This window comes from Gordonia sp. DT218 (genome assembly GCF_049847105.1).
GTDB lineage: Bacteria > Actinomycetota > Actinomycetes > Mycobacteriales > Mycobacteriaceae > Gordonia.
This window is the reverse complement of record NZ_JBNCNS010000001.1, coordinates 464,712-483,653: the sequence shown is the minus strand read 5'-3', so window position 1 is coordinate 483,653 and position 18,942 is coordinate 464,712. Positions and strand designations below refer to the sequence as shown.

The 18,942-nt window shown below is 67.1% G+C and carries 18 protein-coding genes; 10 read left to right on the top strand and 8 right to left on the bottom strand.

What is annotated here, in order from left to right; translation table 11 throughout:
- Positions 1–79: 79 nt before the first annotated feature.
- Together ACPXCG_RS02245 and ACPXCG_RS02240 are read right to left on the bottom strand one after the other, a co-directional pair.
- Positions 80–400 carry an AzlD domain-containing protein gene (locus ACPXCG_RS02245; RefSeq protein WP_425788677.1) on the bottom strand — a complete coding sequence of 107 codons (321 nt, stop codon included), beginning with the start codon at positions 398–400 and terminating at the stop codon, positions 80–82.
- Complete coding sequence (locus ACPXCG_RS02240) at positions 397–1,137, bottom strand: AzlC family ABC transporter permease (protein ID WP_425788675.1); 741 nt, start codon at positions 1,135–1,137, stop codon at positions 397–399. Before ACPXCG_RS02240 ends, ACPXCG_RS02245 begins: the two co-directional genes overlap by 4 nt.
- 19 nt (positions 1,138–1,156) lie before the next feature.
- Between ACPXCG_RS02240 and ACPXCG_RS02235 the strand changes: the two genes are divergently transcribed.
- Positions 1,157–1,786, top strand: a complete 630-nt coding sequence (locus ACPXCG_RS02235; protein WP_425788673.1) for a helix-turn-helix domain-containing protein — start codon at positions 1,157–1,159, stop codon at positions 1,784–1,786.
- 45 nt (positions 1,787–1,831) lie between these two features.
- On the opposite strand, the gene ACPXCG_RS02230 is transcribed toward ACPXCG_RS02235, so the two are convergent.
- The 3 genes from ACPXCG_RS02230 to ACPXCG_RS02220 form a co-directional block, all read right to left on the bottom strand.
- A complete protein-coding gene (locus ACPXCG_RS02230; RefSeq protein ID WP_425788671.1) occupies positions 1,832–2,638 on the bottom strand; it encodes a maleylpyruvate isomerase N-terminal domain-containing protein in 807 nt (268 codons plus the stop codon).
- A gap of 216 nt (positions 2,639–2,854) precedes the next feature.
- Positions 2,855–4,393: a 4Fe-4S binding protein gene (locus ACPXCG_RS02225; protein WP_425788670.1), complete on the bottom strand. Its 1,539-nt coding sequence runs from the start codon at positions 4,391–4,393 to the stop codon at positions 2,855–2,857.
- Positions 4,394–4,421: 28 nt separating this feature from the next.
- Complete coding sequence (locus tag ACPXCG_RS02220) at positions 4,422–5,438, bottom strand: AurF N-oxygenase family protein (RefSeq protein WP_425790447.1); 1,017 nt, start codon at positions 5,436–5,438, stop codon at positions 4,422–4,424.
- 189 nt (positions 5,439–5,627) lie between these two features.
- On the opposite strand from ACPXCG_RS02220, the gene ACPXCG_RS02215 reads away from it, so the two are divergent.
- A complete protein-coding gene (locus tag ACPXCG_RS02215) occupies positions 5,628–7,427 on the top strand; it encodes a cation:proton antiporter (RefSeq protein WP_425788668.1) in 1,800 nt (599 codons plus the stop codon).
- 233 nt (positions 7,428–7,660) lie between these two features.
- Here the strand turns inward: ACPXCG_RS02215 and ACPXCG_RS02210 are convergent, their stop codons facing one another.
- The gene (locus ACPXCG_RS02210; RefSeq protein WP_425788666.1) at positions 7,661–7,969 is read right to left on the bottom strand and encodes a hypothetical protein; all 309 of its coding nucleotides are present in this window, start codon (positions 7,967–7,969) and stop codon (positions 7,661–7,663) included.
- Positions 7,970–8,128: 159 nt separating this feature from the next.
- Here ACPXCG_RS02210 and ACPXCG_RS02205 point away from each other — a divergent pair, with 159 nt between their 5' ends.
- The 7 genes from ACPXCG_RS02205 to ACPXCG_RS02175 all read left to right on the top strand — a co-directional run bounded on the left by ACPXCG_RS02205 (position 8,129) and on the right by ACPXCG_RS02175 (position 15,255).
- Positions 8,129–8,989, top strand: coding sequence for a universal stress protein (locus ACPXCG_RS02205; protein WP_425788664.1), 861 nt, complete (start codon positions 8,129–8,131; stop codon positions 8,987–8,989).
- A gap of 49 nt (positions 8,990–9,038) precedes the next feature.
- Positions 9,039–9,485: a redox-sensitive transcriptional activator SoxR gene (soxR, locus tag ACPXCG_RS02200; RefSeq protein ID WP_164306468.1), complete on the top strand. Its 447-nt coding sequence runs from the start codon at positions 9,039–9,041 to the stop codon at positions 9,483–9,485.
- 105 nt (positions 9,486–9,590) lie between these two features.
- Positions 9,591–10,541 (top strand): patatin-like phospholipase family protein, encoded by a 951-nt coding sequence (locus tag ACPXCG_RS02195; protein ID WP_425788662.1) that lies wholly within the window; start codon positions 9,591–9,593, stop codon positions 10,539–10,541.
- A gap of 10 nt (positions 10,542–10,551) precedes the next feature.
- A complete protein-coding gene (locus ACPXCG_RS02190) occupies positions 10,552–11,775 on the top strand; it encodes an MFS transporter (protein ID WP_425788660.1) in 1,224 nt (407 codons plus the stop codon).
- 124 nt (positions 11,776–11,899) lie between these two features.
- Positions 11,900–13,126 (top strand): arginine deiminase, encoded by a 1,227-nt coding sequence (locus tag ACPXCG_RS02185; protein ID WP_425788658.1) that lies wholly within the window; start codon positions 11,900–11,902, stop codon positions 13,124–13,126.
- Between the two features lie 12 nt (positions 13,127–13,138).
- A complete protein-coding gene (locus tag ACPXCG_RS02180) occupies positions 13,139–13,516 on the top strand; it encodes a GntR family transcriptional regulator (protein WP_425788656.1) in 378 nt (125 codons plus the stop codon).
- Between the two features lie 134 nt (positions 13,517–13,650).
- Positions 13,651–15,255: a BCCT family transporter gene (locus tag ACPXCG_RS02175; protein WP_425790445.1), complete on the top strand. Its 1,605-nt coding sequence runs from the start codon at positions 13,651–13,653 to the stop codon at positions 15,253–15,255.
- Here the strand turns inward: ACPXCG_RS02175 and ACPXCG_RS02170 are convergent.
- Complete coding sequence (locus ACPXCG_RS02170) at positions 15,191–16,741, bottom strand: dolichyl-phosphate-mannose--protein mannosyltransferase (protein WP_425790443.1); 1,551 nt, start codon at positions 16,739–16,741, stop codon at positions 15,191–15,193. The two genes, ACPXCG_RS02175 and ACPXCG_RS02170, sit on opposite strands and share 65 nt — an antisense overlap.
- 86 nt (positions 16,742–16,827) lie before the next feature.
- On the opposite strand from ACPXCG_RS02170, the gene rsmI reads away from it, so the two are divergent.
- Positions 16,828–17,712, top strand: a complete 885-nt coding sequence (gene rsmI / locus ACPXCG_RS02165) for a 16S rRNA (cytidine(1402)-2'-O)-methyltransferase (RefSeq protein WP_425788655.1) — start codon at positions 16,828–16,830, stop codon at positions 17,710–17,712.
- On the opposite strand, the gene ACPXCG_RS02160 is transcribed toward rsmI, so the two are convergent.
- Entirely contained in the window at positions 17,642–18,919 is a 1,278-nt protein-coding gene (locus tag ACPXCG_RS02160) for a GAF domain-containing protein (protein WP_425788653.1), read from the bottom strand. The two genes, rsmI and ACPXCG_RS02160, sit on opposite strands and share 71 nt — an antisense overlap.
- Positions 18,920–18,942 lie beyond the last annotated feature (23 nt).

The window sequence follows — 18,942 nt, the reverse complement described above, 5'->3', positions numbered from 1 at the left end:
CACGCGAAGGTGGATTCCGGCGTTCTGGGGGAGTCCTCGACGTACGAGGACCAGAACGGCTCCTGCGGAACGGCTGGGTCTACGCGACTCCGACTGCGCGTAGACCCGCGGCCACGACGGCCGCCAACACCACGACCACCACGAGCGGTGCCTTGCACAACGCGGCGATGATCCCCACCGTCACGCCCGCCGGCCGTGCCCAGCCGACGAAGTCGTGACCGGCGAACAGTGCTCCGGTGGCGGCCACCCCGACCAGCAGCACGATCGCTGCCCGGTCCATCACGGCGGCTGCCTGCGGGCTCACCTCATAGCGGCTGCGCAGCGCCGGACCTGCCAGCCTGATGAGATATGTCCCGACGGCCAGCACACCGACACCGACGAATAGTCCCGTGGCACTCATCGCCGTGACTCCTGCGCGTACTCGACTTCGGCGTGGTCCATGAATTCCTTTGCCGGGGCGGGGGATCGGAGTCGCCGGGCGATCTCGACGAGGGCAACTCCTGCGAGTGAGAGCATGATCGGCACACCGGCGGGGGCGAATGGCGAGGCGAGTACCGCGATACCGCCGCCGGCCAGAGCGGCGGCGAGGGTCGTCCGCTCACGGAGCGCGGGCACCGCCAGCGCGGCGAGCAGGGCCGGGAACGCGGCGTCGAGGCCGAGGGTCTCGGGGCTCGCGACCAGCCCGCCGATCGCCGAGCCGAGTACCGACCCGAGTGGCCAGCCGATGAGGATCCCGATGCCACACAGGAAGAACATGGCACGTGCGCGTCGGGAATCGTGCTCGCCGGATGCCATCGCGGCAGTCTCGTCGTTGATCAGGTGCGCGCCCAGGGCGAGCGGCAGCCCTCGTCCGAGGTGTTTGCCGACGGACAGTCCGTAGCCGAAATTGCGGGTGTTCACCAGCAGTCCCGCGAGTGCGGCCACCAGCGGGGCGCCGCCGCCGGCGATGACGCCGACGAACACGAACTCCGATGACCCCGCGAGCACGACGGTGGCGATCGTGAGGATCTGCCACCAGGCGAGTCCTGCGGTGTGTGCGGCGACACCGTATGAGGCGCCGATCACCAGCACGGACGCACTCATCACGACGATGGCGCGAACCGCCGACGGGTCGAGTGTTCTCCAGGACGAACGCATGACCACTATGATGGACAATATGGCTGGTGTTCGTCAAGAAGGACGGTCGTCCCGTTCAGTGAACGACCCCGAGGTCGACCCCGCCGACGCTGCGTCGGCGGCGATCAACCCGAAGCAGGTGGTGGCCGCGTCACTCAAACGCGAACGCACGCGAGCCGGACTGTCGATCGGCGAGCTCGCCCGACGCGCGGGGATCGGCAAATCCACTCTGTCGCAATTGGAATCGGGCGACGGCAACCCGAGTGTCGAAACGCTCTGGGCGCTGTCGACGGCCCTCGGGCTGCAGTTCTCGGCGCTCTTGGACGCCCCCGTGCACCCGGTGGCGGTGATCCGTTTCGGCGACGGGCCGGTGATCCCGGCCGCGGCCGCCGACTATTCCGCCACGCTGCTCTCGACGGCGCGGCCGGGGACCCGCCGCGACATGTATCTCATCCGGGCCGAGCCAGGTGAACCGCGTATCTCGGCACCGCACGCACGCGGCGTCGTCGAACACGTGGTGCTCAGCTCCGGACGTGCGCGCGTCGGGCCCACCGACGCCGCGGTGGAACTCGGGGCCGGCGACTACGTCTCGTATGCAGGCGACATCGAGCATGTCTTCGCGGCACTCGTGCCGGGCACGGTGGCCGTGATGATCAGCGAGTCGACTTGAGCGTCCGGGCCGCATCGTGGGTCGGGCCGGTGGCGGTATGCCGGATCAGGCTGGTATGAACCGCCTGTGCAGACCTGCGGCCAGCCATGGCCGGGCGCCCCACGCGAATGCGCGGCCCGTCAGCGCCGCCCAGGTGGGTGACACGCGTCCGTACGCGGCGAGCAACGCGACGACCGGATCGACGCTGATGTGCACGTCGGGAGGCCGTGGATCGGCCGGATCGATCTCGAGTCGGCCGTCGGTGAACTCGTAGACGAAACGCTCCGCGCAACCGCGCAGCTTGATGTCGTAGGTCGCCGAGTGTCCGTCACACGCGATCTCGTCCACCCAGTCGGGCAGGATCTGATGACGGCCCCTCGCCACCAGTGGCGCGACCGCCGGATCGATGTCCCAGGGTGCGCCGATCGCGCAGGCGACGTCGTGGCCGTGCACGATGAACTCGCCGATGAGGATGCCGAGTGCGGCGTCGGACCGGATGCACCGGCCGCCGTCGAACTTCATCAGCGGAACCCGTGCGCCGAAATGCGACACCTCGTCGAGCAGACAGTCGAGGTCGCCGAGGAGCTTGTCGGTGAGCAGGGTGACATCACGCGTGGTCAGGTTGGCGATCTGTTTGGCATTGAAGTCGGGCAGGTCTGTCGCCCGTCGCGACCATGAGCCCTCGCCACGGGCGAGATCGCGGTGGCGGCCGGGCGCCGACGACACGTGTCCGAGACAGTCCGCCACGGTCCACGACGGAGTGGCGGACAGCCGGGTCTCGGGATCGGCGACACTGCGCACCAACTCGACGAACTGCGCGCCGGTCTCCCGCGCAGTGTCGATGTAGTCGAACCGCGAGAACATCGTCCTCACAACTGGCCACCCCCCAGAGCAACAGGGACCCAGGATAACCCCGAGGGGTCGTCCGGGCGGACGAACGTGACACAACTGTTTCCTGCGCGTATTCGATTGTGCACAGCGACTTTTGCGAAACTGCAGATCCGATTGCAGTGGGACGTCTGTCCCAGACTGCTCGCCGCGGGGCGGATGTCCTCGAACCGCCCCGCGAGCCGTGGCGACCAGGGGCGGTCAGCCGAGTCTGTTCAGCATCCGGCGGCGTCGTGGCCGGCCGTGTTCGGGTAACCGGCCCGCCTCGAGGTCGGTGAGGAGCGATGCGACGGTCTCGGCCGAGTCGGTCTTGTTGGTGCCGATGAAGCCCGACGGCCCGCGCTTGATCCACCCGGTCACATACATGCCGGGCACCGGCTTGCCGTCGTCGACGACCCGGCCGGCGTCGTGCGGGATCACCGCGCGGGCGTCGTCGAACGGCAGACCCGGCACTGCGACCCCGCGATATCCGATCGAGGTCAGGACGAGACCGGCGTCGATTTTGTCGGTGGCGCCGGTCGGCGTGATGACTCCGCCGGCGTCGACGGTGTTGTGCGCGACCACCAGGCCGCTGGCCCGGCCGTCCGTTCCCACCTCGACGGCCGCGGGCGAGCGATGGAAGGCGAGTCGGATATGCCGCCCGCTCCGTGGTGCGCGCTCGGCGACCTCGGCCAGCAGGTCGAGCTTGGCGCGAGTGATCGCGTCATCCGGCGCGGGGGTGGGTGCGTGTGCCAGGTCCTCAGGATCGACGACGACGTTCGCGCCGTGGTCGACGAGGCCGATCAGCTCGGGCAGGGTGAAGGCGGCGTGGGTCGGACCACGGCGACCCAGTACCACCACCTCGTCGATGGCCGACGAACGCAGCGCCGACAGTGCATGTCGGGAGATGGTGGTGTCGGCAAGGGTTTCCGGGTCGGCGGTGAGGATGCGGGCGACGTCGAGAGCCACATTCCCGTTGCCGATCACGACGGCCCGGGAGGTGGCGAGATCGACGTCGAGGTGGTCGTGATCCGGATGATCGTTGTACCAGCCGACCAGCGCGGTTGCACTGTGCACGCCCGGCGCGGAGGCGTTGTCGATGGCGAGACGACGATCGGTCGGGGCGCCACCGGCCCAGATGACCGCGGAGTGGCACTCCCGTAGATCGTCGAGGGAGAGATCGCGCCCGATCGTGGTGCCGAGCCGGATGTCGCAGCGCGGGTTGCCGGCGACGTCGTCGAACAGCCGCATCACCGACCGGGTCGCCAGATGGTCGGGAGCGACTCCGTAACGGGCGAGCCCGAACGGACGGCGGAGCCGCTCGTACACGGTGACCGAGATCTGCGGTTGACGCAGGAGTTCGTCTGCGGCGTACATGGCCGACGGCCCGGACCCGACGATGGCGACCGACACCGGGGCATCGACGGCGAGTTGGTGCGGTTTGTCGACGGGGGCCAACGGGAGACGTCGTGCCGGGTCGACGGGGAATCGTGCCGCGCCGTCGCCGGTCGGATCGAAATGTGCGGCATTGACGTCGACGAATCGTGCTTGCTCGTCGGTCAGCCGATGGCCGGGCACGATCGCGCCCACCGGGCAGGCGCTCACGCAGGCCCCACAGTCGACACAGGTCGACGGGTCGATGTAGAGCATCTCGGAGGTGCCGAAACCGGGCTCCTCGGGGGTGGGATGGATGCAGTTTACCGGGCACGCGTAGACGCATGAGGCGTCACCGCAGCACGCCTGCGTGACTACGTGGGGCATGTCGGATCCGTCTGTGAAGGGGCGCGGCTCAGGCCGCGGTGTAGGTCGGCTCGCTCCGGAACCGTGACGGACGGCCGCCGATGCCGAGGATCTTCCACAGCAGTCGCGAGACCGGGTTCATCAGACCGCACTGGTCACCGAGCATTCGCACGTCGCCGAAGACGTTGCGTAGGAACTTCTTCGACTCGTCGGAACGCCAGAAGATGTCGCGCATCACCTCGTCGGGCACATCGAACCGCTTCTGGAAGCTCTTCGGCGGCACGACGATCGCGCCGCACAGGATGCGCATGGTGAGAGGGAACATGAGCGAGAGCAGGAAGCGCTGGATACGGCCCTTCTGCGGGACGGTCTCCCGCAGGAGGTGGTGCGCGAACGAGATGTGCCGGGCCTCCTCGGCCACGTGCAGCTGCATGACCGCGGCCATGGTGGGGTGCAGGGTGGCACGGGTCCGCAGGAAGTCCTTCTGGATGTGATCGATCGGCTCCTCGCCGCCGAGGACGCCGAAGAAGAAGATGGTCGGGAAGATCGTCGACGCGAGCGGCACCAGTGGTGAGATCAGCCGATAGCCGATCTTGGCGCCCGGCACGTCCATTCCGGTGCGGTTCACGAACTCCTGGAACATCAGGGTGTGGTTGCACTCTTCTTTGGACTCGTGCGTCGTGTAGCGGAACTCCTTGGTCCCGTTGGGCAATTTGAAGCTGTACTGCATCAGCCCGCGGATGAGGATCGACTCGAACTGCAGGCCGACCTTCGCGACGTTGGCCTGCCGCCACATGCCGATTTCGATCTGCTTGTCGACCGGTAGCTGCTGATACCACGGGTGGCGCCCGACCGGGTCGACCTTGCTCGACAGAACCCAGCGACGATCGTCGGGAACGATCGCCATCTCGGGTGCATCCCAGTCGATGTCGATATACGGGTCGAAGTTACGGTGCACCGACGCGGCGGACAGGTCGTCGAGGACCTGGGTGTAGTTGTCGGCGTCGCTGGACTTGTCGTGTTCGGGAACGTACGACTGACCCACACGTTCGAGGGCGTTCGTCATGGCTTGACCCTTCTCGTCGTCGGAGATGGTCCGGGCGAGACCGGACGGCTCACCGGATGGATCCGGTACCGCCGTGTTGATGAACCGAACGTAATTGGACGTTCGATCATTTGTCAACACTCAATGTCACAATCCAGGATGGCACCGCGTGCCGGGCCCGGAACTCGACGTGTGCGTCAGGATGGTCAGGTGCAGCAGATCCTCCTCGTGGTCATCGCGGTCCTCGGTATCGCAGCCGCTCAGGTCATCGGCCCTCGCATCCGTGTGGCGCCGCCGTTGTTGCTGGTCGTGGTGGGCGTGGTGGTGGGGGTGATGCCGTTCGTCCCGGCCGTCGACGTCGATCCCGAGTGGATTCTGATCGGGGTGTTGCCGCCCCTGCTCTACTCGGCGGCCGTGTCCATGCCGACGATGGACTTCCGCCGGGACTTCGGCGCGATCAGCACATTGTCGGTGGTGTTGGTCCTGGTCAGTGCGGTACTCCTCGGCTTCTTCTTCGTCTGGGTGATCCCCGGTCTGGGCCTGGCGACCGGTATCGCACTCGGTGCGATCGTGAGTCCGACCGACGCCGTCGCGACGTCGATCGCCAAACGCTTGGGCGTGCCCCATCGGGTGACCGCGGTGCTGGAGGGCGAGAGCATGCTCAACGACGCCACGTCGCTGGTGCTGTTGCGATCGGCGATCGCCGCGATCGCCGCGAGCATCTCGTTCGGGCAGGTCGCCCTCGAGTTCGTGTTCGCCGTGGTGGTCGCCGTGCTGATCGGGACGGTCGTGGGATGGCTCAATCTCGCGGTGCGTGCCCGGGTGTCCGATGCCACCGTGAACACCGCCATCTCCTTCACCGTGCCGTACCTGGCCTACATACCGGCCGAAGAGCTCGGTGCCTCGGGGTTGGTGGCCGCCGTGACCGCCGGCCTGATCACCGGTGCCGGTGCCGTCCGGTTCCTGACGCCCCAGCACCGACTCTCCGACACGCAGAACTGGCGCACCGTCGAGCTGATCGTCGAGGGTGGGGTGTTTCTGCTGATGGGCCTCGAATTGTGGGGTCTGGTGGTCGATGTCCACAACGACCACGACGGGGTCGACACGGCGGTCTGGATCGGGTTCGCCGCCCTGGGCCTCGCAGTGGTGATCCGGTCGGTCTACGTGGTGCCGCTGGTCCTCTGGCTCGATCGCGCCGCCCAACGGGGGACCGAGATGCGGCCGATGCTCGCCGACATCAACGCGACCATGGTCGAACGTCAGCGGGACGGCCCCGACCGGCCGATACGTCGCACGCGTGAGGCGCGCAGTGCGATCCGGCGTGAGTGGCGGCGTCTGCGTCGTCGCATCGAACCCCGGCGCTGGTCCGATTCCGAGGAACTGCCGCCGACGTCGCCGGAGACGGCGCGGATGGTCAGTTCGCGACTCACCCGGCAGATCGCCGATATCGACTACTACCGTTCGGCGCCACTCGGGCCGAAGGAGGCGACCATCGTCGTCTGGGGCGGGTTACGCGGCGTGGTGACCCTCGCGGCCGCCCAGACCCTCCCGGATGATGTCGAGTCGAGGTCCCTGCTCGTCCTCATCGCCTTCGTGGTCGCGGCGGCGTCGCTGCTGTGCCAGGGCGGTACCCTCGCCTGGCTGATCCGCGCGTTGAAGGTGACCGAAGATGCCGACAGTCGCGTCGCCGAACACCATCGGCTCCGTGCCGAGCTGGCCGCCACCTCGCGGAAGGTGATCTCCGAGTCCGAGACGGTCGCGCGGTATCCGGTGCTGCGCAAGAGATTCGCCACGATCGCCAAGACTGCCGACACCGAGGAGGGCATCATCGACGCCAATCTGAAGGTTCGCGCCGCCTACGAGAAGATCCGTCGTGACCTGGTCGCCGCGCAGCGCGAGGTCCTGCTCCAGATGCGGGACGAGGGAACATTTCATTCGGCATTGCTCGAGCGGGAACTCCGGCAGCTCGATGCCGAGGAGATCAGCCTGGACCTGCGGGCCGAGGACTGATCTCCGCCGGGTGTCGCTTCGATCGGCCACGGAATGACGCCGACCGGGCGCAGTTTCGCGTCGATCGGGCGCAGAATGACGCCGACCGAACGGACGCCGACCGAACGGACTCCGTTGAGCGCGAGCACGTTCGGTGAACTTCCACGCACGCTCGACGTGAACTGCGCACGGTCGGCGCGGATCTGCGCCCGATCGACGCCATTGTGTGCCCGGTCGGCAGGGGCTCAGGGGGCTCAGGACATCAGCGCCGGTGCGGTGTTGAAGAGGAAGACGATGAACACGGCCAGCAGAAGCCACGACGCTCCCTGCCAGGTCTGCCATTTCCCGCCCGCCCGCCAATTCCGGTACGTGCGCCACAGCGCGGCGAGCGCACCGACCAGCACGATGATCGGGGCCGCGACGATCAGTGCGGTCCGCACCCCGTCGTCAGAAGCCCAGGCCACCAGGAGTGCCAAGAGCCCGAAAGCGATTGTGACACCTGCATGTACCGCAGCCTGACGGAGTTCGTCGCCGGTGGACGCCGGCCTGTGGGTCTCGTTCATGTCTGTTTTGCGTTCGATGTCGGTTCACCTCTTCTCCACCATACCCTGCCTCGAAAAGTGCTGTGACCGGGACTTTTTGCTCATTGCCGCAGAGCTTGACGGCAGGCAGGATGGGGTGAGGGCCACACGGGGTGACCAAGTGAGGAGATGGGACCGGAGATGACCGCGATACTCGTCGGTGTTGATGGATCGGATGCGTCGAATCGGGCCGTGCGGTGGGCGGCCACCGCGGCTGCGGCCGAGGAGGTCGACCTGAAGCTGGTAGGCGTCTATGACATCAGCACCAGCAATTACGCACCGGGGCTGATCATCCCGCAGGACGTGGTGGACGCGATCAAGCAGGATGCCGCCGATGCCGTGCGCGACGCCGCGGCGCTCGCCAAGGAGGTGGCTCCGGAAGTTGCGCTGCAGACCTCGCTGGTCGAGGGCGACGCGGCGCGCGCGCTGCTCGAACTGGGCAAGGACGCCGGGACGATCGTCCTCGGTACGCGGGGCCTCGGATCGATCAAGGGGTTGTTCCTCGGTTCGGTGAGCACCACGGTCGCGGCTCATTTCCACGGTCGCGTGGTAGTGGTCGCCGGCCCCGGAGGCGGCGGTCCGGTGGTGGTCGGCATCGACGATTCGCCCGTGAGTGACGCCGCGGTGGGCGAGGCCTTCCGTCAGGCGGGACTCCGCAAGACCAAGCTGGTCGCGGTGCACACGTGGACGCCGCTCGACGTCGACGCCCTGCACGGATACGGCATCGAGCCCGACGAGGTCGCGCGGATGTCGCAGGAAGCCGTCGAGGCCGTCGCGGAGCGACTCGCCGGCTACCGCACCGAGTATCCCGATGTGGTGGTCGAGCGGGTGGTGATCCCCGAGGAGCCTGCGAAGGCGGTGCTCGATGCGGCCGGCGACGACGCGCAGCTGATCGTGGTGGGCAGCCGCGGTCGCGGTGGGTTCACCGGTCTGCTGCTCGGCTCGACCAGCCAGAAGATCTTGCACCAGGCCGAGAGCCCGGTGATGGTGGTCCGCACCTAGGCCCGCGCGGCGGACTTCAAGTTCACTTGAAGTCACCTACGATGGATTCGTGTCGCTCAAGAAGCTCGAACTCTCTGTCGGCGAGTTGGCCCAACGCGCGGGTATCGCGCCGTCGGCGGTGCGGTTCTACGAGGACCAGGGACTGATCTTCAGCCGTCGCACCTCCGGCAACCAGCGCCGCTACCACCGCGCGATGCTGCGCCGCGTCGCATTCATCCGGGCATCGCAGTCCGCAGGCATCCCGCTCGCGGTGATCGCCGATGTGCTGTCCGAGCTCGGCACTCACGAGTCGCCGCCGAAGTCGATGTGGGAGTCCGCATCCAAGCGGTGGATCGACGACATCAACAACCGGATCGCACTGCTCGAGAACATGCGCGACATGATCGGCTCGTGCGTGGGCTGCGGTTGTCTGTCGTTGGGCGAGTGCCACCTGTTGAACCCCGGCGACGAGATGAACAAGCTCGGTCCGGGCCCGCGTCGACTGATGCGGGACTGATCAGCCGAGCCGATGACCCCGCTCGGCGCCGGTGATGTCGAGAACAGGGTGCTGTCGAGAACAGGGTGATGTCGGCCCGGTTGTGGCGGTCGATAGGCTCGCATCATGGCCAGACCCACCCGCGTGGCACTCGCCCTCGGCAGTGGCGGGGCACGTGGTTACGCGCACATCGGTGTGATCGCCGAACTCGAAGAACGCGGATTCGAAGTGGTCACCGTGGCGGGATCGTCGATGGGTGCCCTGGTCGGCGGTCTGTACTGCGCGGGCAAGCTCGATGAGTACGTCGACTGGATAACCGGCCTCTCCCAGCTCGACGTCGTACGGCTGATGGACGTCTCCCTGTCCAAGTCCGGTGTGATCGGTGCGGAGCGCATCTTGTCGAGGGTGCGGGAGATCCTCGGCGACGCCCGGATCGAGGATCTGTCGACCCCGTTCACCGCGGTCGCGACCGACCTCAATGTGGGTCGCGCGGTGTGGTTCCAGCGGGGTTCGGTCGTCGAGGCGATCCGTGCCTCCATCGCGATTCCCGGCGTCATCAGCCCCCATGACCACGGCGGACGGCTGCTCGCCGACGGTGGCATCCTCGATCCGTTGCCGGTGGCCCCGACGTCGGGCGTGGCAAGTGACGTCACGATCGGGGTCGTGCTCGGCGCCGACGGCGGTCCGGACCACGGGGCCACCCGCGAACCCAAGACCAAGCGATTGCTGCGCCGCAACGTCGCACCCATCCTCGACAGCGACTTCGTCCGGTCGGTTCGGGACAGATTCGGACTGGAGGCTTCCGGCGGCGACGAGTTGCATGCCGCCGCGCCCACTGCGGAACCCGACGTCGAGACCGGCCGCATGGGTCGTATCGAGGTGCTCAGCCGGTCCCTCGACATCATGCAGGAGGCGCTCACGCGCTATCAGGTGGCCGGGTATCCACCCGACATCCTGATCCGCGTACCCCGGAAGTCGGTGCGCACCCTCGACTTCCACAAGGCGCCCGAGATGATCGCGCTCGGGAGATCGCGTACCGCCGAAGCTCTCGACCAGCTCCCCGAGCTGACCCTGTGAGGGCCCGGACGTGAAACAGATTCCCCGCGGGATCTGGGTGCTGCTGGCTGCCAATGTCGTCATCGCACTGGGATACGGACTGATCGCGCCGGCGTTGCCCGCCTTCGCGCGGACCTTCGACGTCACCTTCACCGCGGCGTCGGCCGTCGTCTCCGCCTTCGCGGTGATGCGCCTTCTCTTCGCACCGGCGACGGGGCGACTGGTCACCGTCTTCGGAGAGCGCAGGATCTATCTGATCGGACTGCTGATCGTCGCGGCGAGCACCTTCGCGTGCGCGTTCGCCCAGACTTATTGGCAGCTGTTGCTGTTCCGCGCCGCGGGTGGCATCGGATCGACGATGTTCACCGTGTCGGCGATGGCCCTGCTGATCCGCATGTCGCCCGGGGAGATCCGCGGGCGGGTCTCCGGCTACTTCTCTGCCGGCTTTCTCATCGGTAATATCACCGGACCTCTGATCGGTAGTGCGCTGGTCAATTTCGGCCTGCGCATGCCGTTCGTGGTGTATTCGATCGCGTTGCTGATCGCTTCGGTGGTGGTCGCCACCCAGCTGCGTGACCAGGGTGGTCGACCGGACCCGTCCGTTGCGAAACCCGCCGGGGTGGTGGGGTTCCGCAGCGCGTTGCACGACAGTACGTACCGCGCGATCCTGTCGTCGAACTTCGTGCAGGGATGGGCGTCGATGGGGGTGCGGGTGGCGGTGGTGCCGCTGTTCATCACCGACGGCCTCGACGAAGGTCCCGCGATGGCCGGGGTCGCGCTCGCCGTGTTCGCCGTCGGCAATGTCGCGGCCATCGTGATCGCCGGGAGACTGTCCGACGGTCTGGGTCGTCGGCCGGTCATGTTGCCGGGTCTGGCAATCGCCGCGGTTGCCACCGCGGCGCTGGGTTTCGCGCCGAATCTGCTGGTGGCGCTCGCGCTGTGTCTGGCCGCGGGCGCCGGATCGGGACTGTTCGCCCCGACGCATCAGGCCGCACTCGCCGATGTGCTCGGTAACCGGCAGCAGGGTGGATCGGCACTTGCCGCCTACGGCATGTCGTCGGATCTGGGTGCGGTGAGCGGCCCGATCATCGTGGGTTTCGTTGCCGACCGGGCCGGTTTCGCACCGGCTTTCCTCCTCACGGGTGTGGTCACCACGGTCGCCTTCGTGATGTGGTGCGTGGCCGACGAGACGGCACCTGCGGTGGTGGGCGGCGGTCCCCATCTCACCGAGGTGGAGCGCGACACCGACGAGTAGTGTCCTGAGTCGGAAGTTTCGTCGCGGTACCGATCGAACACCGAAGAGCGCACAAGAACTTCTGACTCAGGACACCAGGGCGAGCGAGCAGGTGAGATCGACTGCGACGGATTACCGTTGACACATGAGCAGCAGCGCCGCCGGCTACGCCCTGGGATCGACCTCCGAGGTGGGCCGGTTGCGGGCCGTCATGCTGCATCGACCGGGTGACGAACTGCGGCGCCTCACGCCGCGCAACAACGATCAGCTGCTCTTCGACGGTCTGCCGTGGGTGGCCCGTGCGCAGGAGGAACACGATGCGTTCGCCGAACTGTTGCGGGCCAATGGTGTGGACGTCTTCCTGCTCGGCGATCTGCTCACCGAGACCATCGGGCACAGTGGTGCGGCACGTATCCAGGGCATCGCCGCCGCCGTCAGCCCGCGACGACTCGGCACGCACCTCGCCGACGATCTGGCCCGCCATCTGCGCGGGCTGCCCGCCGCGGATCTGGCGCATGTCCTGACCGCGGGGATGACCTTCGACGAACTCCCGGTCACCCCGGCTGCGGCGTCGTCGTCGCTGGTGCGGCGGATGCACCACGGTCCTGAGTTCGCCATCGAGCCGCTGCCGAATCTGCTGTTCACCCGGGACAGTTCGTTCTGGATCGGCCCCCGATTCGCGATCACCTCTCTGGCGCTGCCCGCCCGCGTGCGGGAAACCTCGCTCACCGACCTGATCTACGCGCATCACCCGCGGTTCACCGGCGCCCGCCGTGCCTATGAGTCGCAGGTCGCGCCGGTCGAGGGCGGTGACGTCCTGTTGCTCACGCCCGGCGTGGTCGCGGTCGGGGTGGGGGAGCGGACGACGCCTGCGGGTGCAGAAGCGTTGGCGCGCAGTCTATTCGATGATGGGCTCGCGCACACCGTGCTGGCCGTCCCGATCCAGCAGTCGCGTGCATTCATGCACCTCGACACCGTGTGCACGATGGTCGATGTGGACGCGGTGGTGATGTACCCGAACATCGCGGAATCGATGTCCGCGTTCACCTTGCGCCACCGCGACGGCACCGTCGAGGTGAGCGGTTCACGTCCGTTCGTGGAGGCGGCTGCCGAGGCCATGGAGATCGAGAAGCTCCGGGTGATCGACACCGGTCTCGATCCGATCACCGCCGAGCGTGAGCAATGGGACGACGGGAACAACACACTCGCGGTCGCGCCGGGAGTCGTCGTCTCCTACAACCGGAATGTCGAGACGAATCAGCGCCTCCGGGATTCAGGGGTCGAGGTCCTCGAGATCGAGGGCAGAGAGCTGGGGTCCGGTCGCGGTGGGCCCCGGTGCATGTCGTGTCCACTCGCCCGCGACGAGGTCTGAGCAGGAGGCGACGTGTCGGCAGATCTGGCGACCTTGTTGACGATCGACCACGACGGGGCAGAACCACCCTTCGAGCAGGTTCGAGCAGGTGTCATCGAGCTCATCGCATGCGGAGAACTCCTGGTCGGAGAGCGTATCCCGACAGTCCGGCGACTCGCCGCAGATCTCGGACTGGCGGCCAACACCGTTGCGCGCAGTTACCGGGAACTGGAATCGGCGGGCATCATCGAGACCCGGGGCAGGCACGGCTCGTTCATCAAGTCGAGTCGTGACGCAACGCTCGACCAGGCGCAGCAGGCGACCGTCCAGCACGTGAGATCGCTGCGCGACCTCGGCATCGACGACGCCACAATAGTCACATTGGTGACACAGGCTACCCATACGGGTTGAGAACCTGCATCAACCTTTGGTTGTGTTGATGGGTGACAACGGAACAGAAAACGGTCAGAAGGTCGCGTATCGGCTTTGATCCGTGGGTGTTCGGGATCACCGCGGCCATCGTCGTCAGCTTTGTCGTGTGGGGAATGGTCGACTCCGACAGTCTGAACGCCTCCAGTACCAACGCTCTCGGCTGGATCACCGACAACATGGGGTGGTTGTTCATCCTGTCGGCGACGTTCTTCGTGGTCTTCGCCGTGTATCTGGCGGCCAGCAAGTACGGCCGCATCCCGCTCGGTCGCGACGGCGACAAACCCGAGTACCGGACGATCAGCTGGATCGCCATGATGTTCAGCGCCGGCATGGGGATCGGACTCATGTTCTTCGGTGCGTACGAGCCGCTGTTCCATTTCGTCAACGCACCGCCCGGATACGACGCACGGGATGTACAGATCGCCATGGCGACCACCATGTTCCACTGGGGTTTCCATCCCTGGGCGATGTATGCGGTCGTGGGTCTCGCGATCGCCTACAGCACCTATCGGTGTGGTCGCGGTCAGTTGATCAGCGCGGTCTTCGCCCCGTTGCTCGGCGGCCGGGAGAACGGGCCGATCGGCAAGGTGATCGACATCCTGGCCATCTTCGCGACGTTGTTCGGCACGGTGGCGTCCCTCGGCCTGGGTGCGCTGCAGATCGGCTCCGGCCTGGTGAAGGTCGGCTGGGTCGACGAGCCGTCGACCATGCTCCTGGTCGCGGTGATCGCGGTGCTCACCGCTGCCTTCGTCGCGTCGGCCGTGTCGGGCGTCGCCCGTGGCATCCAGTGGTTGTCCAACATCAACATGGTGCTCGCGCTGATCCTGGCGATCTTCGTCTTCGTGGTGGGCCCGACGGTGTTCATCCTGAACCTGATGCCCACCACGCTCGGCGCCTACCTCAACGACATCCCCAGTTTTTCCGCACGTTCGGGAGCCACCGTGGATGCCGACGGCCAGGATTGGTTGGCGTCGTGGACGATCTTCTATTGGGCGTGGTGGGTCTCGTGGACCCCGTTCGTCGGATTGTTCCTCGCCAAGATCAGCAAGGGACGCACCATCCGGGAGTTCGTCATCGGTGTCATGGTGGTGCCGACCACTGTGTCGCTGGTCTGGTTCTGCATCTTCGGCGGGACCGCCATCCGGCAGGAGACCGACGGGCTCAACCTGCCGGTGAACGACAGCGATGCAACGCTCTTCGAGGTGTTGGCACACCTGCCCTGGACGGCGGTCGCCTCCGCGTTGGTCATGTTGCTGGTCGCGATCTTCTTCGTCTCCGGCGCCGACTCCGCGTCGATCGTGATGGGTTCGCTGTCGCATCGCGGGGTACACGATCCGCCCAGATGGCTGACCATCTTCTGGGGTGTCCTCACCGGTACGGTAGCCGCCGTGCTGCTGGCCATCAGTGGAGACGACGGATTGACCGGACTGCAGCAGATGGCGATCATCGCCGCGCTGCCGTTCGTGGTGGTGATGATCTTGATGTGCTTCGCTCTGTTCCGGGACCTGCGCCGCGATCCGCTGATCGTCGCGCGGATGGAATTGCGTTCCGAGATCGACGAGCACATCCGGCAGCAGGCCACCGAGATAGCGACGAGCGAGTTCTCGGCCATCGGGGGCTATGTCGAGGAGCCGGTCAGCGTCGACGAGCCCCTCAACCCCAGCTCGGAAGCCAGATCTGCTGATGCCACTGAGCAGGGGAGATCGCACCTGCCGTGAGGATCGGCCACAGCCAGATGAAGTTCGCCACCACGAGTCCGACGTAGATCGCGACCACGAGGATCGCGAGGGTCCGCCGTTCCGGGCGTGCCCTCGCCGTCGCCGTCGCGGACCGCAACAGGTCACCGGTGCACAGTGCCAGTCCCATCACCAGGAAGGGTGCCATCACGGTCGCGTAGAAGAAGTACATCTGGCGGTCGAGGTCGGCGAACCAGGGCAGATAGCCGGCGGCGTATGCGGTCACCACGGCGGCATACCGCCAGTCGCGGCGGACCAGGAACCGCCACAGACCCCAGGCGAGCATCGGGAGTGCAAACCACCAGAGAGCGGGTGACCCGATCAACATCTGGGCCCGGACACACTCTCCGCCGCCGCACTGGTCCGGACCGTTCTCGATCGCGTACAGCATGGGCCGCAGACTCATCGGCCACGTCCAGGGCTTGGATTCCCATGGATGATGGTTGCCCGCCGAATTGGTCAGTCCCGCGTGAAACTGCAGGACGCCCGACTCGTAGAACCACAGGGAACGCCACGCGCCCGGAACCCATGCGAATGGTCCGCCGATGCCGATCTGGTTGCCGACCTCGTAGCGGTACACCGCGGTCTCGCTGTTGAACCAGGGGATGAACGTCGCGAAGTAGATCAGTACCGGCATCGCCGCGAGACTCAGGCCGGATGGGATCAGATCACGGCGCAGCACGCCGAGCCACGGACGACGGACGTGATACGCCGTGCGGGCCGCGACATCGAAACCGATGGCGAGCACGGCGAAGAAGATCACGAAATAGATGCCCGACCATTTGGTACCGCAGCCCAGACCGAGCATGACGCCCGCGGTGAACCGGTACCAGCGGAACCCGAGCCGTGGTCCGTAGTCGCTGTCGCCCATCCGACCCTCGACCCAGACACGATGCATCCGCGCACGTACCTGGTCGCGATCGGCGATCAGCGCGGTGAAGGCGGCGACGACGAAGACGGCCTGGAAGATGTCCAGCATTCCCATCCGGGATTGGACGAACAGCACGCTGTCGCAGATCGCGAAGAGCCCGGCGATGGCGCCGACCAGCGTGGATCGCGACATGCGTCGGACCACGCAGTAGATCATCACGACTATCGCGACCCCGGCGATCGCCGGTGCGATGCGCCAGCCGACCGGACCGTAGCCGAAGACCGACTCCCCGGCCGCCAGCAGCCATTTGCCGACCGGCGGGTGCACCACGAGTCCGTAGGCCGGGTTGTCCTCGATCCAATTGCCGCCCGTGAGCACCTGCCAGCCCTGCGGGACGTAGTGCTTCTCGTCGAAGACCGGAGTGCCCTGGTCGGTGGGATTGGCCAGACCCCAGAGCCTGGTCGCGGTGGCGACCACGGCGATGACCAGACCGACGAGGAATCCGCGTCGCCGATCGGGGGCACCGAACAGCGGGGTCGGGATCTCGGGTCCCGGCCGGGTGCCCAAATCCTCCGCGCGGCCACGATCGGCGGACAGGCCGCGCTCCTCATCGGGACCTCGATCGAGGATGGCGGCGTTGGTCACCCGTCCGATCGTAGTGGTCACTCGTAAGCTGTCAGATGATGAACTCTCGGGAAGCCGTCGAAATGTCGCACGGCCATACGATCGACGAGGTCGGTCGGCTCGTCCTGGCGGCGACGCCGATGGGACAGGCCGACGATGCGTCGCCGAGGCTGCGCGCCGCCCTCGCCTCGGCCGACATCGTGGCGGCCGAGGACACCCGCCGTGCGCGGAGTCTCGCCGCTGCGCTCGATGTGGGGATCGGCGGTAGCCTGGTGAGCTACTACGACCAGGTCGAGGCGGCTCGGACACCTGCGCTGGTAGATGCGATCACCGGGGGATCGACCGTGCTGCTGATCACCGATGCGGGGATGCCCTCGGTGAGCGATCCGGGGTTCAAACTGGTCGCCGCCTGTGCCGACGCGGGATTGCGGGTCACCTGCCTCCCGGGTCCGTCGGCGGTGACCACCGCGCTCGCTGTCTCGGCACTGCCCTCGGAGCGGTTCTGCTTCGACGGATTCGCTCCGCGGCGTCCCGGTGCCCGCCGGGAGTGGCTGACGACTCTGCTCGACCAGCCGCGGACCACCGTGTTCTTCGAGTCACCCCACCGTCTCGCAGACACACTCGCCACCGCCGCCGAGGTCCTGGGGGGCGATCGACGTGCGGCGGTGTGCCGCGAGCTCACCAAGACCTACGAGGAGGTGCGCCGCGGAACCCTCGCGGAACTCGCCGACTGGGCCGCCGACGGCGTGAAGGGGGAGATCACCGTGGTCGTCGCGGGCGGGCGGCCACGGATCCGTGACATGGCCGAGCTCGTCGAGGAGGTCGAAGAGCTGGTGGCCGACGGTGCCCGCCTCAAGGAGGCCTGTCAGGAGGTCACGCGGGGCGGCGGTGCTTCGCGGCGTGACGTGTATCAAGCGGTTCTGGCCCGTCGCCAGGACTCGTGAGCCAGGCCTCGGCCGTATCGACAGCGCTCTCGTCCTCGGAGACGTGAAGGGTCACACCCGGCGCCAGCCGGTAGGGACGGCTGGTGAGCAGGGCGCCGACCGCACGTCGCAGCCGCGACATCTCCGCACGAACCGTCACGACGTGCCCGGAATCGCCGAAGATCAGTCGGCTCAATCGCGCCGAGGTCAGACCCGATTCCGACGCCTCGGCCAGCAGGAGCAGGATCTGGGCATGTCGGCGCGTCAGCACGGTCTGCCAGTCGTCGCCGTCGCCGGCCACGGTAAGCGTTGGTTCGCCGCGTAGATCGAGTTCGGCGACAACGGGATTCGCGGGACCGACACGCCGCAGGAGCCATCCGCTGCCGATCTGCTGGGCGACGCAGATGCCGATCCCCGGCACGAACTGATGGGTGTCCTCCATGGGGGCCGCCACCGCGTCCGGCGCCGTACATCCGCGGCTGTCGGCGACCCAGCCGTCCCCGTCGACCAGGAGCGCCGGACCCCGGATGCCGGTCAGCCGGGCACCGGCGTTCTTGCGAAGGTCGGCGAGAGATCGCGCGTGGGCGTTGGCGATCTCGTGCTCGCCGAGCGCTGCCATGCTGGCCGCGAACGCCGTCGACGACGGCTGCAGGGCCTCCACGGGTCCGGCCAGGGAGACTATTCCGGTCAGCTGCCCGGTACGGGGATCGTGAATGGGGGCGGCCGCGCAATAGAGCGAATGCAGAGCACGATTGAAGTGTTCCCGGCCGACGACCCGGGTGGACCGGTGATCGGACATCACCAGGCCTACGGCCGTGGTCGCGGTGGATTTCTCGTCCCAGCGGCTGCCCTCCACCAGGTCGAGGTGGTCGGCGACCCGTAGCCACCGCGAGGTCCCGCAACGCCACAGCAGCACACCGTCGGAGTCGAAGACGCCCATGAGGAGTTCGGGGTCGTCGGTGGTCTCGGCGAACACCCGTTGCAGGCGCTGCGCGCCGTCGCCCAGTGCATTGCCATGTCGCCGGTCGTGGACCTGGCCTGGAGGTAGATGCCCCGGCGCATGCTTGTCGGCGTCGGCTCCGGTGTCGACGGCACGTTGCCACGAAGCGAGGACTTCGTTGCGGGCGGTGGGCACCGGGAGATCTCGGGTCACGTCGGCTTGAGACCGATCACCAAGACTGCCGACGTCGCCCGTACTTTCCGTACCCGGCAGTATGGATCGGCGCATAATCCGACTCTACCCCAGATGTT

Bases quoted from the DNA above. Each gene is read 5' to 3' on its own strand.
- ACPXCG_RS02245 (WP_425788677.1), bottom strand. From the start codon at position 400: ATGAGTGCCACGGGACTATTCGTCGGTGTCGGTGTGCTGGCCGTCGGG.
- ACPXCG_RS02240 (WP_425788675.1), bottom strand. From the start codon at position 1,137: ATGCGTTCGTCCTGGAGAACACTCGACCCGTCGGCGGTTCGCGCCATC.
- ACPXCG_RS02235 (WP_425788673.1), top strand. From the start codon at position 1,157: ATGGCTGGTGTTCGTCAAGAAGGACGGTCGTCCCGTTCAGTGAACGAC.
- ACPXCG_RS02225 (WP_425788670.1), bottom strand. From the start codon at position 4,393: ATGCCCCACGTAGTCACGCAGGCGTGCTGCGGTGACGCCTCATGCGTC.
- ACPXCG_RS02220 (WP_425790447.1), bottom strand. From the start codon at position 5,438: ATGACGAACGCCCTCGAACGTGTGGGTCAGTCGTACGTTCCCGAACAC.
- ACPXCG_RS02210 (WP_425788666.1), bottom strand. From the start codon at position 7,969: ATGAACGAGACCCACAGGCCGGCGTCCACCGGCGACGAACTCCGTCAG.
- ACPXCG_RS02205 (WP_425788664.1), top strand. From the start codon at position 8,129: ATGACCGCGATACTCGTCGGTGTTGATGGATCGGATGCGTCGAATCGG.
- ACPXCG_RS02195 (WP_425788662.1), top strand. From the start codon at position 9,591: ATGGCCAGACCCACCCGCGTGGCACTCGCCCTCGGCAGTGGCGGGGCA.
- ACPXCG_RS02185 (WP_425788658.1), top strand. From the start codon at position 11,900: ATGAGCAGCAGCGCCGCCGGCTACGCCCTGGGATCGACCTCCGAGGTG.
- ACPXCG_RS02175 (WP_425790445.1), top strand. From the start codon at position 13,651: ATGGTCGACTCCGACAGTCTGAACGCCTCCAGTACCAACGCTCTCGGC.
- rsmI (WP_425788655.1), top strand. From the start codon at position 16,828: ATGAACTCTCGGGAAGCCGTCGAAATGTCGCACGGCCATACGATCGAC.
- ACPXCG_RS02160 (WP_425788653.1), bottom strand. From the start codon at position 18,919: ATGCGCCGATCCATACTGCCGGGTACGGAAAGTACGGGCGACGTCGGC.